Annotated in this window: 10 protein-coding genes; all 10 read right to left on the bottom strand. The window is 62.0% G+C overall.

All coding sequences use genetic code 11. The features are described from left to right. Positions 1-199 precede the first annotated feature (199 nt). Positions 200-2,863, bottom strand: coding sequence for a molybdopterin-dependent oxidoreductase (locus AC2FNZ_RS09930; RefSeq protein WP_496840439.1), 2,664 nt, complete (start codon positions 2,861-2,863; stop codon positions 200-202). Beyond that, on the bottom strand, positions 2,863-3,195 hold the full coding sequence (gene nirD / locus AC2FNZ_RS09925) for a nitrite reductase small subunit NirD (RefSeq protein WP_170365874.1): 333 nt from the start codon (positions 3,193-3,195) through the stop codon (positions 2,863-2,865). Before nirD ends, AC2FNZ_RS09930 begins: the two co-directional genes overlap by 1 nt. Next, positions 3,192-5,627 carry a nitrite reductase large subunit NirB gene (gene nirB, locus AC2FNZ_RS09920; protein WP_496840438.1) on the bottom strand — a complete coding sequence of 812 codons (2,436 nt, stop codon included), beginning with the start codon at positions 5,625-5,627 and terminating at the stop codon, positions 3,192-3,194. The genes nirD and nirB overlap by 4 nt, the downstream gene beginning before the upstream one ends. A gap of 4 nt (positions 5,628-5,631) precedes the next feature. Beyond that, positions 5,632-7,311 (bottom strand): ABC transporter ATP-binding protein, encoded by a 1,680-nt coding sequence (locus AC2FNZ_RS09915; protein WP_496840436.1) that lies wholly within the window; start codon positions 7,309-7,311, stop codon positions 5,632-5,634. Positions 7,312-7,316: 5 nt separating this feature from the next. After that, the gene (locus AC2FNZ_RS09910; protein WP_093963081.1) at positions 7,317-8,399 is read right to left on the bottom strand and encodes an ABC transporter permease; all 1,083 of its coding nucleotides are present in this window, start codon (positions 8,397-8,399) and stop codon (positions 7,317-7,319) included. 72 nt (positions 8,400-8,471) lie between these two features. Next, entirely contained in the window at positions 8,472-9,839 is a 1,368-nt protein-coding gene (locus tag AC2FNZ_RS09905) for a CmpA/NrtA family ABC transporter substrate-binding protein (protein ID WP_496840434.1), read from the bottom strand. Positions 9,840-10,133: 294 nt separating this feature from the next. Beyond that, the gene (locus tag AC2FNZ_RS09900) at positions 10,134-11,303 is read right to left on the bottom strand and encodes an ABC transporter substrate-binding protein (RefSeq protein WP_496840433.1); all 1,170 of its coding nucleotides are present in this window, start codon (positions 11,301-11,303) and stop codon (positions 10,134-10,136) included. Further along, positions 11,300-11,884 (bottom strand): ANTAR domain-containing response regulator, encoded by a 585-nt coding sequence (locus tag AC2FNZ_RS09895; RefSeq protein WP_093963078.1) that lies wholly within the window; start codon positions 11,882-11,884, stop codon positions 11,300-11,302. Before AC2FNZ_RS09895 ends, AC2FNZ_RS09900 begins: the two co-directional genes overlap by 4 nt. Before the next feature lie 415 nt (positions 11,885-12,299). Further along, a complete protein-coding gene (locus AC2FNZ_RS09890) occupies positions 12,300-14,681 on the bottom strand; it encodes a thiamine pyrophosphate-binding protein (protein WP_496840430.1) in 2,382 nt (793 codons plus the stop codon). Between the two features lie 14 nt (positions 14,682-14,695). Then, entirely contained in the window at positions 14,696-15,895 is a 1,200-nt protein-coding gene (locus tag AC2FNZ_RS09885) for a methionine gamma-lyase (RefSeq protein ID WP_496840429.1), read from the bottom strand. Positions 15,896-15,937 lie beyond the last annotated feature (42 nt).

Genomic DNA, 15,937 nt, shown 5'->3' with positions numbered 1-15,937 from the left:
ATCATTCCGGGATGCTGGTTCAGCATCCGGAGACTGCGCAAAAGATCCGTCCCTCGTCAGACGACGAGGTTACAACCGGTTGCCCGGCGGCCTTGGGTGTCTTTGGCGCAGTCAATCACGGCTTGGTCACTCTGATTGTCGATCCGATGGAAAAATGCTGCCCATCGCGGGATCACCTGTCAACAGAAATGCGACCGGCCTAGGCGACGTCTCCCTGCAACTGTAGGCTTAGGTTGTCGGCGGCATCCGGGGCATACCGGTCGATCAGGGCACCCAATTCAGGGCGGCAAGACCCGCAATTTGTTCCGGCGTTCAACGCCGCGCCGATAGCGTCGACACTGATCGCTTTCCCGCACGAGATCGCGTCGACGATCGTCTTTAACCCGACGCCAAAACAGGCGCAGATGATCGGTCCGGTGTCCTTGGCATCTGCGGGGGCGCGGCCGGTCAGAACCTGTGCGGGTGGTATGTCCGGCATCGTCGCAAGATAGTCCCGCATCAAGGGCAGGGGGCGCGGCGAAACGAACAGTGCCGCTTGCAGGCATCCGTCCTGCGACAACGCAATGCGGAAAGACCCTCGGGCCGGATCACCTGCCGTGACCGCGTCCGTATCGGCCAGCGCAAACCATTCGCGGGCGGTTTGTTCCCAATCCTGTATCCGGGCATGATCAGCCAGCTCTGTCCTGTAACCGTTGTCCGTTCGGACCGTCGCGCGGTAGGCGACCGAGGGGGTCAGCAGGGGTCTCCTGGAGACGGCAAAGGCGTACCACGCCGCCTGCATGACCGAGATCGAAACGGGTGTGGCCTTGCTTTCAGGTTGTCCGGAAATCGGATCAGTGGTGCCGGGAACCAGCATGTCCACCCGGCCCGAAGGGGCCGTTTCCGCAGTCCAATGGATGGGAGCAAAGACGTGACCGATGCGAACATCTTGGGTGATGCGCGCGCGAAAAATACCACGCCCAATGCGGCTGGTGACCTCGACAAGATCTGCGCTGGATATCCCCTCGCGGGCGGCGTCCTGGGGATGAATGTCCACAAACGGCTCGGCCAGATGTGCGGACAGGCGGGCTGAAAGACCGGTCCGGGTCATGGTGTGCCATTGATCCCGTGTGCGTCCGGTGTTCATTACAAAGGGATATTGCTGTCCGGGCAAGGCTGCTGGACGCCGATGGGCAACGGGAACGATCCGGGCCTTCCCGTCGGAATGAAAGAAATGTCCGTCACCGAAAAATCTCCCACCTGCACGCTTGCGACCCAATGGCCAGCGGGTGGGTTCCAATTCGGCATAGCCCGCCTCGTCAATGTCGGAGAAGCCCGAAATGTCGAGGTCTTTCCCGAACCGCGCGGCGATTTGGGACATGGCGGCGTATTCCCGGAATATCTCGGCCGGTGAAGCGTAGTCGAACGCGGTTTTCCATCCCATGCGGCGGCCAACTTCGGCCAGAATGTCCCAATCCGGGCGCGCTTGGCCGGGCGGCTGCAGAACGGCGCGTTGCCGGCTGATGGTTCGGTCCGAATTCGTGACCGTTCCGTTCTTTTCGGCCCACCCGGCGGCAGGCAGCACAACGTCGGCCAGACGCGCCGTATCGGTGTGCAACGTCAGATCACTGACGACCGTGAACGGGCAGGCGGCGATTGCGCGGGTGACCCTGCCAGCTTCGGGCATGGTTACCGCCGGGTTGGTGTGGATGATCCAAAGGGCCTTGATCTGCCCATCTTCGACCGCGCGGAACATGTCCACGGCCTTCAACCCCGAAGACTGCGGTATCGCAGGGGATTGCCAATACGCCTGAACCGCGGCGCGATGATCGGCGTTTTCGATGTCCAGATGGCAGGCCAGCGTGTTGGCCAGACCACCCACTTCGCGCCCACCCATCGCGTTGGGTTGGCCGGTGACCGAGAACGGGCCCATTCCCGGCCGCCCGATCCGACCGGTGGCCAGATGGCAGTTCAGAATGGCGTTGACCTTGTCAGTCCCGCTGGAAGATTGGTTCACTCCCTGGCTGAAGACCGTCACCACGCGCGGGGTATTGATCCATAGATCGAAAAAAGCGGCGAGTGTTTCGGCGGGCAGGCCGGTTTCCGAGATCTGGTCGTTTCTGGCCGTTTCCAGAGCGGCTTCCAGACCCGAGGTTTGCTTGACAAAGTCCGGGTCCACGGCCCCGCGCCGATCGATCTCGGTCAGCAACCCGTTGAACAGCGCCACGTCGCTGCCCGGGTTCAGCGCCAGATGCAGATCGGCCTGATCGCAGCTGGCGGTGCGCCGCGGGTCGATCACCACGATCCGGGTGCCGCGCGCCTGCCGTGCCGCCAAGACGCGCTGATACAGAACCGGGTGGCACCACGCCAGGTTCGACCCGACCAGCACCACCAGATCGGCCTGATCCAGATCCTCGTAGGTGCCGGGCACGGTGTCGGTGCCAAAGGCCCGCTTGTGCCCGGCCACGGTCGAGGCCATGCACAGCCGGGAATTGGTGTCGATATTGGCCGATCCGATGAAGCCCTTCATCAGCTTGTTGGCCACGTAGTAATCCTCGGTCAGCAACTGCCCCGAGACATAGAAGGCCACGCTGTCGGGACCATGCGCCGCGATCGTTTCGCGGAACCGGTCGGCCACCAGCTGCAGCGCGTCGTCCCAGCCCAAGTCCCGGCCAAAGGCGCGGGGGGTCAGCAGGCGGTGGTCCAGCCCGACCGTTTCACCCAGCGCGGTGCCCTTGGAACACAACCGTCCGAAATTCGCCGGGTGGTCCGGGTCGCCCCGCACGGTCAGACCGCCGGCCCCGTCCGGGCGCAGCAGCACGCCGCAGCCCACGCCGCAATAGGCGCAGGTGGAACGGACCTCGGGCAGGTTCGAGCCGTCCATCACGCGGCGCTCCGCTCGGTGACGGCGCGGGCGTCCAGCAGGATACGCCCGGCCTCCAGCCGAACCGGATAGGTGGTGATCCGGCCTTCGTCCGCGCCTTGGGCCTCACCCGTATTCAGGTCGAACACCCAGTTGTGCAGCGGGCAGGTCACCGATTGGCCATGCACGATGCCTTCGGACAGGGGGCCGCCCTTGTGGGGGCAGGCATTGCTGGCCGCGAACAGTTCGGCCTCGGCCGTGCGGAAGATGGCGATGCAGCCAAGACGGGTTTTCACCAGACGTGCGCCCCGCAGCGGCACGTCGTCGATATGTCCGATGTCGATCCAGCTCATTCCGCGGCCTCCAGGGTGAAATCTGCAATCGGGGCATAGCTCGGCGCCTTGTCGCGCACATGCTCGGCCCAGGGGTCCTTGCGATAGATGCTCTGCGACAGTTCGAACCGCTCGACCAATGCCCGCCGGTTTTCGAGGTCGTCGACCACATCGGCCCTGACCCAGTCCATGCCGACCTTGGCCAGCCATTTGTACAACCGGTCCAGATACTTACCGCCCTCGCGATAGGCCTGGGTGACGGCCATCACAACCTCGATCGCCTCGTCCTCGGTCGGGACTTGGCACAGCAGCTCGGTTTCCTTGACGTCCATCCCGGCCGCCCCGCCGATACCGATCTGATAGCCCGAGTCCACACAGACCACACCGATATCCTTGCAGGTCGCCTCGGCACAGTTGCGGGGGCAACCCGAGACCGCCAGCTTGAGCTTGTGCGGTGTCCACGACCCCCACAGGATCTGTTCCAGCTTGATGCCAAGGCCGGTGCTGTCCTGGGTTCCGAAGCGGCAGTGATCGGTGCCGACACAGGTCTTGACCGTGCGCAGACCCTTGGAATAAGCGTGCCCCGAGACCAGGCCGGCCTTGTTCAGATCGGCCCAGATCGCGGGCAGGTCCTCGCCCTTGACGCCCAGCAGGTCGATGCGCTGACCGCCGGTGACCTTGACGGTGGGCACGTCGTATTTCTCGGCCGCGTCGGCGATGGCGCGCAGCTCGGCCGGGTTGGTGATGCCGCCCCACATGCGGGGCACAACGCTGAAGGTGCCGTCCTTCTGGATGTTGGCGTGTTTGCGTTCGTTGACGAACCGGCTTTGCGGGTCGTCCTGGTATTCCAGCGGCCAGTCGGCCAGCAGGTAGTAGTTGATCGCCGGCCGGCAGACATGGCAGCCATTGGGCGTTTTCCAGCCCAGCTCCTGCCAGACGGCGGCCTGGCTTTTCAACTCTTGCGCCTTGATCAAGCGGCGCACGTCCTCATGGGTCAGGTCGGTGCACCCGCAGATCGGTTGCGCCGCCGGCATCTGGAACTCATCGCCGAGCGTGACCTGCAAGACCTGTTCGACCAGACCCGTGCACGTCCCGCAGGATGCGCTGGCCTTGGTGCCGGCGCGCACGGCGGCCAGATCGGTGGCCCCGGCGGCGATCGCCTCGACGATGGTGCCCTTGCATACGCCGTTGCAGCCGCAAATCTCCGCCTCAGGCGGCAATGCTGCAACGGCTGACAGAGGGTCCGCGGTGTCGCCCCCCTGATAGGCCGGGCCAAAGATCAGCGTGTCGCGCATCTCGTCGATGTCGGTGCCGTCCTTGATCAGGCCGAAGAACCAGCTGCCATCGGCGGTGTCGCCATACATGACCGCGCCGATCAGGCGGTCGTCTTCGATCACCAGCCGCTTGTAGACCCCGCGCGCCGGGTCGCGGAACACGATATCCTCGCGTCCTTCGCCCTCAGCGAAGTCTCCGGCGCTGAACAGGTCGCAGCCGGTGACCTTCAGCTTGGTGGCCAGTTCCTTGACCACGAAGGCATCCGGCTGGCCAAGCAGGGTATTGGCCGCGACCTTGGCCTGATCGTAAAGCGGCGCGACCAGACCGAACAGGTGGCCGTCGAATTCGACGCATTCGCCCACGGCCAGCACATCCGGGTCCGAGCTCTGCATCTGCGCGTTCACCTCGATCCCGCGGGCCACGTCCAGCCCGGCATCGGTGGCCAGTCGGGTTTCGGGGCGGATGCCGACGGCCATCACCACCAGATCGGCGGGCAGCGTTTCGCCGCTTTCCAGCAGCACCGCCTCGGCGCGACCCTCGCCCAGAATGGCCTTGGTCGAGGCCTGGGTCCGCACGGTAATCCCACGGCGTTCCAGATCCTTGCGCAGCAGGTATCCGGCGGCCTCGTCCAGCTGTCGTTCCATCAGGTGGCCCATCAGGTGCACCACGGTGACGGTCATGCCGCGCTCGGCCAGCCCTGCCGCGGCCTCGAGCCCCAGAAGCCCGCCGCCGATAACCACCGCGTTGCCACCCTTGGCGGCCGCGTCAATCATCGCGTTGGTATCGTCCAGATCGCGATAGGTGATGACGCCGGGCAGATCCTTGCCCGGAACCGGAATTATGAACGGGGCCGAGCCGGTGGCGATCAGCAGCTTGTCATAGGGAACATGGCCGTTTTCGCCCTCGACCACCTTCATCTCGCGGTCGATCTTCACCACATGCTCGCCAAAGCGGCAGGCGATGCCCCGCTGCGCGTACCAGTTGCCGTCATGGGTGACGATGTCCTCATAGGTCTTATCGCCCGAAAGAACCGGGCTGAGCATGATGCGGTTGTAGTTTCCGCGCGGTTCGGCGTTGAACAGGGTGATGTCGAACGCATCCGGCGCGGTCTCGGTAAGATGTTCAAGCACGCGGCCCGACGCCATCCCGGCACCGATCACGACAAGTTTCTGTTTCATGGGGTCACTCCGCTGCAATGGCCTTGGGGGTGGGCGATTTCGGCTTGGCGCCGTGTTCGTATTCTTCGAGGAAATCCAGCACTTCCTGCCGGTAGGCGTAATAGTCGGGATGTTCGAGCAACGCCTTGCGGGTGCGCGGGCGGGGCAGGTCGACGCGGGTGATCTTGCCGATCGTGGCCTGCGGGCCATTGGTCATCATCACCACCCGGTCGGCCAGCAGGATCGCCTCGTCCACGTCATGGGTGACGCAGATCGCGGTGACCTTGGTGCGCGACCAGACTTCCATCAGAACCTCCTGCAGCTCCCAGCGGGTCAGGCTGTCGAGCATCCCGAAAGGCTCATCCAGCAACAGCAGCTTGGGCGACAGGGCAAAGGCCCGGGCGATGCCGACGCGCTGTCTCATGCCGTTCGACAGGTCGCTGGCCTGCTTGTCCATCGCATCGGCCAGACCGACGCGTTCCAAGTAATACTCCACCACGTCCTGCCGTTCGGCCTGGCTTGCGTTCGGGTAGACCTTGTCGACACCGATCGCCACGTTCTCTTTCGCGGACAGCCACGGGAACAGGTTGGGCGACTGGAACACCACCGCGCGTTCCGGGTCGGCACCTTCGACGTGGCGGCCATCCAGCTTGATCGCGCCTTTGGAAATCTCGTTCAGCCCCGCCGCCATGGTCAGCACCGTGGATTTGCCACAGCCCGAATGGCCGATCAGCGAGATGAACTCGCCCTTGTCGATCTTCAGGTCGAAATCCTCGACCACGGTCAGCGGCCCCTTGGGCGTGGGATATACCTTGTGCAGTTGCGAGAAATCCAGGAACCGGCTGTCGATCATGCCCTTCTGCGCCTCGGTCACGGCGGCGGGCACGCCGTGGATCGGCGTGACCTCGGGCAGGATGCGAGTGCCTTCGACCTTGGCCTCGATCCCCACATCCATCAGGTATTTGGTGACCTCGGCGCGCAGGCGCTTGAAGGTTTCATCGGTGTTCATCGCCGCCCGGTCGCGCGGGCGCGGGATCGAGACGAGGAACTCCTGCCCCAGCGTGCCGTCGGGGTTCAGGGCGATGATCCGGTCGGCCAGGATGATCGCCTCGTCCACGTCATTGGTGATCAGCACGCAGGTTTTGCGGTCGGCTTCCCAGATGCGCTCGATCTCGTCGGCCAGGTTGGCGCGAGTAAGGGCGTCCAGCGCCGACAGCGGTTCGTCCAGCAACAAGACCTCGGGGTTCATGGCCAGCGCCCGCGCCACGTTGACCCGCTGGCGCATCCCTCCCGACAATTCGGCCGGCCGGCGCGCCGCGGCGTGGCTGAGGCCGACCATCTTGACGTAATGGGCCACTTTCGCGGCCTTCTCGGCCTTGGGCAGGCCCGGAAAGACCGTATCGACCGCCAGCCCGACATTGCCGCTGACCGTCAGCCACGGCATCAGCGAGTAGTTCTGAAAGATCACGCCGCGTTCCGGCCCCGGCCCCTTGATCGGCGCACCCTTGAAGGTGACCTGCCCGCGGCTGGGCATGTCCAGCCCGGCCATCAGGTTGATCAGCGTGGTCTTGCCAGTGCCGGAAAAGCCCATGATCACCAGGAACTCGCCCTCCTGCACCTGCAAGTCGATGCCGTTCAGAACGTCGGTGCGCCCGGTGCCTTCGCCGAAGGATTTCGAGACGTTTTCGAAGCTGAGGATGCTCATCACGCTCACCGGTTGTTGGTAAAGGTAAACAGGGACTGCAGCGCGTACATCACCCGGTCCAGCAGGAAACCGATGATGCCGATGGTGAAAACCGCAACCATGATCCGGGCCAGCGAGCTGGACGAGCCATTCTGGAACTCGTCCCAGACGAATTTGCCCAGGCCCGGGTTCTGCGCCAGCATCTCGGCCGCGATCAGGACCATCCAGCCCACGCCCAGCGACAGGCGCAAACCGGTGAAGATCAGCGGCAGCGCCGAGGGCAGCACCAGCTTGGTGATCTTGGTCCAGGTGTTCATCTTCAGAACCTTGGACACGTTCACCAGATCCTTGTCGATCGAGGCCACGCCCAACGAGGTGTTGATCAGCGTGGGCCACAGCGAACAAAGCGTCACCGTGATGGCCGAAATCAGGAAGGATTTCGCGAATAAGCCGTCATTGGTGACATAGACGGCCGAGACGATCATCGTCACGATCGGCAGCCAGGCCAGTGGTGAGACCGGCTTGAACACCTGGATCAACGGGTTCAGCGCCGCGTTTGCGGTGGGCGACAGACCCGCCGCGATGCCCAGCGGCACCGCCACGACCGTGGCGATCAGGAATCCGAAGAACACGGTTTTGATCGAGGTCCAGATCTGTTGGTAGTAGGACGGCGCGCCGGTATAGGCGACCTGCTTGACCTCGTCCGCGCGGCCGGCCTCGATCAGCTTCTGGTTCCGCTTTTCGACCATCGCCTCGAACTTGGCGCGTTTGGCGGCCTTGGCCTGAGCGTCCTGATTCAGGTTGACCATTTCCTCCCAGACCTGCGCCGGGCCGGGCACCGCCCCAAGCGAGGTCTGCACCTTGGGCGCCAGCGTCGCCCACAGCAGCAAAAAGGCGCAGATCGACAGGATCGGCACGATCAGCAGCCGCCAGATCTCGGCCATCTGGGCGCGGGGATTGTCGCCGGCGGCGGCCTTCAGGACCGGGGTGGCCCAGCTGAGGCCTAGCACCTGGAACCATTTGTCGGCGGCGTTGATGCGGGTGAAAAGACGGGCGCGGCGCGCGTCCCGTGCGGCGTCTGCGTTGAATTCCGGATCGACCGTTGTCATCTGATGCGTCCTTGCGATGGCGGGGCGTTTCAGGGGCCCTGCCCGACCGCAGCCGGGCAGGGCGGTTCGGGGTCAGCCTTGAACTTCGGTCCCGACGACCTTCTGGTCGCCCTTCAGGCCGATCGGTAGGCTTTCGAGATAGGCGTTCGGCGCGCGGCCATCGAAGGGAATGCCGTCGATGATGTCCTCGGCCGGGGTGGGTGCCTTGTAGCCGTCGCTGTCCCAGGGAAAGTCGGCCTCGTCCGCCAGGCCTTCCTCGACCAGAAGGCGCGCGGCCTGCAGATAGATCTCGGGCTTGTAGACCGACTTGGCGACCTCGTCATACCAGCTGTCTGCCTTGGCTTCGGGGATCTGCCCCCAGCGGCGCATCTGGGTCAGGTACCAGACCGCGTCGGAATAGAACGGATAGGTCGCGTTGTAGCGGAAGAACACGTTGAAATCGGGCACCTCGCGCTTGTCGCCCTTTTCGTATTCGAACGTGCCGGTCATCGAGTTGGCGATCACCTCGTAATCGGCCCCGACATATTCCGGGCGGCTGAGGATCTCGACCGCCTCGGGACGGTTGGCATTGTCGTTCTCGTCCAGCCACATCGCCGCACGGATCAGCGCCTTGGTTACGGCCAAGGTGGTGTTCGGGTATTCCTCGGCGAATTCGGCGGTGATGCCGAATACCTTTTCAGGATTGTTCTTCCACAGCTCGTAGTCGGTGATGACCGGAACGCCGATGCCCTTGAACACCGCCTGCTGGTTCCACGGCTCGCCCACGCAATAGCCATGGATCGTGCCAGCCTCGAGCGTGGCCGGCATCTGCGGCGGCGGGGTGACCGACAGGAACACGTCCGCGCCGATCTGGCCGGTCACGTTTTCGGGGCTGTAATAGCCCGGGTTCAGACCCCCGGCGGCCAGCCAGTAGCGCAGTTCGTAATTGTGGGTCGAAACCGGGAACACCATCCCCATGTTGAAGGGTTTGCCCTCGGCCCTGTACTTCTCGACCACCGGAGCCAGCGCCTCGGCGCTGATCGGGTGGTGCGGGCGGCCGTCGTCCATCACCGGGATGTTGGGTTTCATCTCCGCCCAGACCTCGTTCGATACCGTGATACCGTTGCCGTTCAGGTCCATCGAGAAGGGCGTGATGATATGCGCCTCGGTTCCATAACCAATGGTCGCCGCCAGCGGTTGACCGGCCAGCATATGCGCACCGTCCAGCTGGCCGCCGATCACGCCGTCCAGCAGAACCTTCCAGTTGGCCTGCGCCTCGAGCGTCACGAACAGGCCTTCGTCCAGGAAATACCCCTGCTCATAGGCCACGGCCAGCGGCGCCATGTCGGTCAGCTTGATGAAGCCGAAGGTCAGCTCGTCCTTTTCCAGCTCCAGCATTTCTGCGGTGGCCGGCGCAACAAGGGCTGTCGTCGCAACAAGACTCAGAATGAGTTTTTTCATCTTTGTTCCTTTCGGTCCGGCCCAAACCGGGCTGGGTGGCGACCCGAGCAACGTTCGGGCCAAAAAAAAGCCGCCGACACACACCGCCGGAAGGAGAAGGCGGTTGGTCGAGCGGCTTTGCTCAGAAGTTTTGCCCAAGACATCGGGCGAATTCCTACGGTGGGCGACGTTGCCTGCCGTTGTCTTGATAAAGGCATCGGCGAGCAGATGAGTCATCCGAAATTGACGGCCATCGGGTGAAAATTCTGCGACGCAGCATAATTTGACGCTGCAGTGCAAAAAAATTAGGCGCACTTACTGGGAAGGCTCAAAAATCCGACTGTCGAAAAAGACGTTTCGCGGCAACATCAACTTTCCACCCGGGCCGGACACTAGCGTCGGGTCGTTGCCGGCACCCTCGGGCTTTTCAGATTCGGTGGGCATGACAACACCGATTCCCTGCAACTCGCGCCGATAAAGGTCACTTTGGAACACATCGGCCGCCGTACGCTCGGCATCTGACGGATCAAGACCATATCTTCGCGCCATGTGATGCGCGATCCATTTGGCCTGACTGCGCCACGGAAAGCCCGTCGCGCCTTCATGAAAAGTGACAAAACGGTCGACCTGACGCTGGTCACCGCGCGCTGAAATCGCAAATTGACCGGTCAATGCCCGGTCGACCAGGTCCGCCGGAACATCCAGATAGAGCCTCTGCGCCAGCATCTCCGACGCCGTAGTCAGGCTTTCGGGATTTGAAAGCCACCGGCCCGCCCGCCAGATCGTCCGCAGCAGCGCGCCCGTCAGGTGCGGTTCGGTCTGGGCCCATTCCGTTCGCACGGCCAGGACCTTTTCAGGGGCACAGGACCAGATCGCGTTTCCCGGCAGCAGGAGCGCACCCACCCGGTCATCGACGGAAAACGACCCCCAGGGCTCACCCACGCAGAAAGCATCAATCTCACCGGCGGCCAGGGCCTGGGCCATCAGCGGTGGGGGAACGGTGCGGATCTCAACCTGGGTCGAGGCGAGTTCCGTGCCGCTGACCCAATATCGCAGCAGTTCCACATGCATGGAAAACGGAAACGGAACCCCGAAGGTCAGCGTTCCACCGGCCGCCTTTGCCAAGGCCGCTCCGGCCGCAGAAGCGTCGCTGAAATCGAAGGCATAACCGTTTTCGCGTAGCCGCGCCTCCAGTTGGCGGCCGACGCCGATCACGTTTCCATTGACCGACAAGACCGTTACGGCCGCAAGGGGTGTGACGATCCCCCCAAGCCCCAGCGCCATGGCCACCGGGACAGGGGACAGCAGATGCGCCGCATCAACATGTCCGAAGGCCAGCATGTCCCGCAACGAGGACCAGGACGGGGCAGGGCGCAGGTCCAAAGAGATGCCTTCGGCCTGATCATATCCCATCTCGTGCGCCACGATCAGGGGGGCTGCATCGACCAACGGCATATAGGCCGCTCGGAGCGAGACCGCCCTCATGACAGCAGCCCCGAAGCGGTCACCAAAGCCTCGGCCACATCGGCCACCCGACGATTCTGATTCATGGCGGTCTTGCGCAGCAGGGCATAAGCTTCATCTTCCTGAATGCCCTTTGCTTTCATCAACAGCCCTTTCGCGCGGTCGATCACCTTGCGCTCTTCCAATGCGCGTCTGGTTTCGGCCAACTCGGTCCGCATTTGGCGCAGTACTTGGAAACGGGCGATGGCGGTGTCGATGATGGGCTTGACCCTTTCGGGATGCAGACCGTCGACGACATAGGCCGAGACACCTGCTTCGACCGCAGCTTTGGACAGGCCGCCTGCAGCGCCGGATACGAACATGGCAACCGGCCGCTCCATCGGGCCAGAGGCGGTTGTCAGTTCTTCAAGCATGTCCCGAGATGGATTGTCGATGTCGATCAGAACGACATCGGGATTGTGGACAGCAATCTTGCGCGGCAATTCAGACACGCCATCGATCACGTGCGCCTCGACGCTCCCCGCCGCTTTCAGGGCCTCGAGGATCGCATCGGCGCGGTCCGGATTCTGTTCGACAACAACAACGGTCAACGTGTGGTTCATGGCATCGAACTGACCAGGCAGGCTGGGCGAGGCAATGCCACCCCCGGGGCACAACGCTCAATTCTCCGGAAAGCGCCTATCCTGATGGCAGATTGCGCGCAGATGCCGCTTAATTCAGCACGTTGCTGCCCCGGACTTTTTTGGAGATACGGACAGCCAACAAAAAAGGCGCCACAGAGCGCCTTGTTTTATTGGTCGGAGTGAGAGGATTCGAACCTCCGACCCCTGCCTCCCGAAGACCGGGGGCAATGGCCAAGTTGTTGTTTTTTGGTCAAGAGAGCCCTGTTTTACAAAGCGTTTTGCCCATGAAATGAATTTAGTCTTGGTGCCTCAGGTTCAATGAACCAAAGAGCACTGTCTACATGACTTCCGAAAGGATTGGATAAACGGCTTTCTTTGCCTTCAAGGCCCATGTTTAATCCAGAAGGGCAGGCGCAAGGTCTCTGCCTCGGGTCAAGTTGCTCACTGCTTCAACGATGGCTCTCGCATCTATGAAATGGTGTCGATAGAGATCACCGATCGTGCCAGTCTGTCCGAAGTGCTCGACGCCCATCGGAACTGTTTGGTGGCCTTGGACTGAACCGAGCCAAGCCAGCGTCGCGGGGTGTCCGTCGATCAAGGTGACCAACTTGCAGTGGCGCGGCAGCTGTGACAGCACGGCCTCGATGTGCGATCTAGCGCCGGTGTTCCCACGCATTCTCGCCCGCTGTGCGGCTGTCCATCCTGCATTCAACCTGTCCGCCGAGGTGACAGCCAGCACCCCGATGTCCCGGCGGCCTTCTCCGATCATTCCCGCTGCCTTGATCGCCTCCGGGGCGACAGCGCCTTGGTAAGCGATCACGACTTCACAGTTTGGACCCGGCGGGCGCAACCAATACGCGCCGTCGATGGTGCCCCGCCGGAAGCTGTCATCAACGCGCCTACCCGGCTGTTCGATCGGGTTCGTTGTCAGGCGCAAATAGACCGAGCCCCCTGTTTCGTCCCTCAACCAGGTGCGTTCGTCAGGCTGGCCATCACCAGCGCGCTGGACGTAATCAAAGCTCCATTCCATGATCACCGCCAGTTCATCGGCAAATGCCGGTTCGAAGGCTGCCAAGCCGTCCTGGCTCATTCCAATCAGCGGAGTGCCAACGGATTGGTGCGCTCCGCCTTCCGGCGCTAGTGTCACGCCTGACGGTGTGCCTACAAGAATGAAACGTGCATCCTGGTAGCAAGCATAGTTCAACGCGTCGAGACCGCGGGAAACGAACGGGTCATAGACCGTGCCGATGGGGATTAATCGCTTGCCGAACAGGGAATGCGACAAGCCTGCCGCTCCCAGCAGCAGCATCAGGTTCATTTCGGCGATTCCTAGTTCGATATGTTGTCCATCGGGGGTGAATTCCCATTTGGCCGTTGATGGAATCCGATGCTCGATAAAGGTGTCGGCCCGCTCGGTCCGGGCAAACAGCTTGCGACGGTTGACCCACGGGCCAAGGTTTGTTGTGCCGGTGACATCCGGAGAGGTCGTGACGATCCGCTCGGCCAGGCGGCTGTCGCCTTTTGACAGGTGATCCAGAATTTTTCCGAACGCCATCTGGGTTGAAATCTCTCGACCGGTGTCGACTGCTATCGCGGGCACATCCAGCTTTTCATCGGTGTATCGGCGTGGCCCCTTGGCAAAGAACGGCACCCGGGCCAGGAAACGTCGGAACGCGGCAGGGTCCTTGACGGTGGCGAAGGGCTCCCATTCATCGCCCGTTGGCACACCCATATGCGCCTGCCACTCTGCGAATTGGCGGGTATTCATCAATCCGCCGTGATTGTCCTTGTGGCCTGCGATCGGGGTGCCCCAACCCTTGACAGTGTAGGCCAGAAAACACGTCGGTCGGTCATGGTTGATTGCGGCAAAGGAATGTGCCATGGTCTCAACGCAGTTGCCGCCGAGATTTTCCAACAATGCGGCCAGTTCGACGTCGCTGCGCCGCGCGATCAAGGCAGAAACCTCCCCCTGATCCCCAAGATCATCCAAAAGGCGCTGTCGCCAGACCGCACCTCCCATAAATGTCAGGGCCGAATATTCCTGGTTCGGACAAGAGTCGATCCAGTCCCGTAACCGGTCACCGCCGGGTTCAGCAAAAGCCGCGCGCTGCAGCACCCCGTATTTTATGCGGATGACATCCCACCCGAAGGCATCGAAGATCTTCTCGATACGCTCGAACAACCCTTCGCGCACGATCCCGTCCAGCGACTGGCGATTGTAGTCTATGATCCACCAAGTGTTGCGCAGGTCGTTCTTCCAACCTTCCTGCAATGCCTCGTAGACATTCCCCTCGTCGAGCTCGGCATCGCCCACTAAGGCAACCATCCGCCCTATGGGGGCGTCAGCGCCCCAAGTCTTGGCTTTTATGTAGTCCTGAATGATCGAGGCGAACGAGGTGGTTGCAACGCCAAGCCCAACCGAACCGGTTGAAAAATCAACGTCGTCGACATCCTTGGTTCGGCTGGGATAGCTCTGCACGCCGCCAAAACCGCGGAAATTCTCCATCTTTTCGCGGGTTTGGTTCCCCATCAGATATTGCATCGCGTGAAATACGGGTGATGCATGTGGTTTGACGGCAATTCTGTCCTCGGGCCGCAAGGCCGAAAAATACAGTGCCGTCATGATGGACACCAAAGACGCCGAAGAGGCCTGGTGCCCACCGACCTTGATCCCGTCGACCTTGGGTCGGACATGGTTGGCATGATGGATCATCCAATGCGACAGCCACAGCAGCCGTTGTTCGACGATCTTCAACTGGGTCGGATCAATGGGCATGGAACTCTCCGGTGTCAGGCGGCTTTGCTGGCGGGGTGGGGCAGGGCCTGTGCAAGATCGGCAAGTATATCCTCGACATCCTCCAGCCCGATCGAGAGGCGGATCAGCCCGTCACTGATCCCGTGTTCGGCTCGTTCTTCGGGCGCGTAGGTCGAGTGGGTCATCGAGGCCGGGTGCTGGATCAGGGTTTCCGCGTCGCCGAGTGAAACGGCTCGCTGAATCATTTTCAGACTGTTCATGAAGGCGATCCCGGTGGACAGGCCGCCGTTGACTTCGAATGCAATCATTGCGCCTGGCTGTGACATCTGTCGCTGCGCGAGATCGTGCTGGGCAAAGCTTTCCAGACCCGGGAAAAACACGTTTCGAACGGCCGGATGTCCCTCGAGAAATTCAGCGACAACCCGGGCTGACGCGCAGTGTCGATCCATGCGCAGATTCAGAGTTTTCAACCCGCGTAGTATCAGCATCGCGTTGAAAGGGGCCATGACCGCGCCAGTCATGTCCTTCATCCCAACCAGCCGAATTTCCGCGATTTGGTCGGCAGACCCGACTACCAGACCAGCGACCACGTCACCATGACCGCCCAGATATTTGGTTGCCGAATGCAGGACTATATCCGCCCCCAATTCGATCGGGCGCGTCAGATAGGGGGTGGCATAAGTGTTGTCGACGACAACTTGTGCGCCGACCGAATGTGCGATTTTGGCGCAGGCGGCAATGTCAACAAGGCGCATGTTGGGGTTGGCTGGCGTTTCGAAATACACCACGCGCGTCGTTTCCGAAACTGCGGCACTGAGGTTCTTCGTATCGGTCATGTCCACATGGGTTATCTTCACGCCCCATTTCGCCAACCCGTGCCGCATGAAGGCAAAGGTGCAGCCATAGAGCGTCTTGTCCACGATGATCTCATCCCCCGGCGATAACAGCGTCCACAACACAGCAGTGATGGCTCCCATGCCACTGGACAACGCCAGTCCGGCCTCCGCCCCCTCGAGGCTGGCTATGCGTTGCTCCAGAAGATCGCATGTAGGGTTTGAAATACGGCTGTAGATATGACCCTGACGTTCTCCCGCGAACATCTCACCCCCGGCTTCAGCCGTTTCGAATGAAAACGTCGAAGTCAGATGTAGTGGCGGGGTCAAGGCACCGCCATTTTCCAGCGGATCATAGGCGTGGTGGATGGCGCGGGTGGCAAATCCTGTCGAACTGGTCATGGCTAGCTCCTGGTTCATGTTGAAACCAGTTTGCGCCAATAC

This window comes from Ruegeria sp. SAZA006, assembly GCF_059613465.1.
This window is presented reverse-complemented; position numbering and strand designations above follow the sequence as displayed.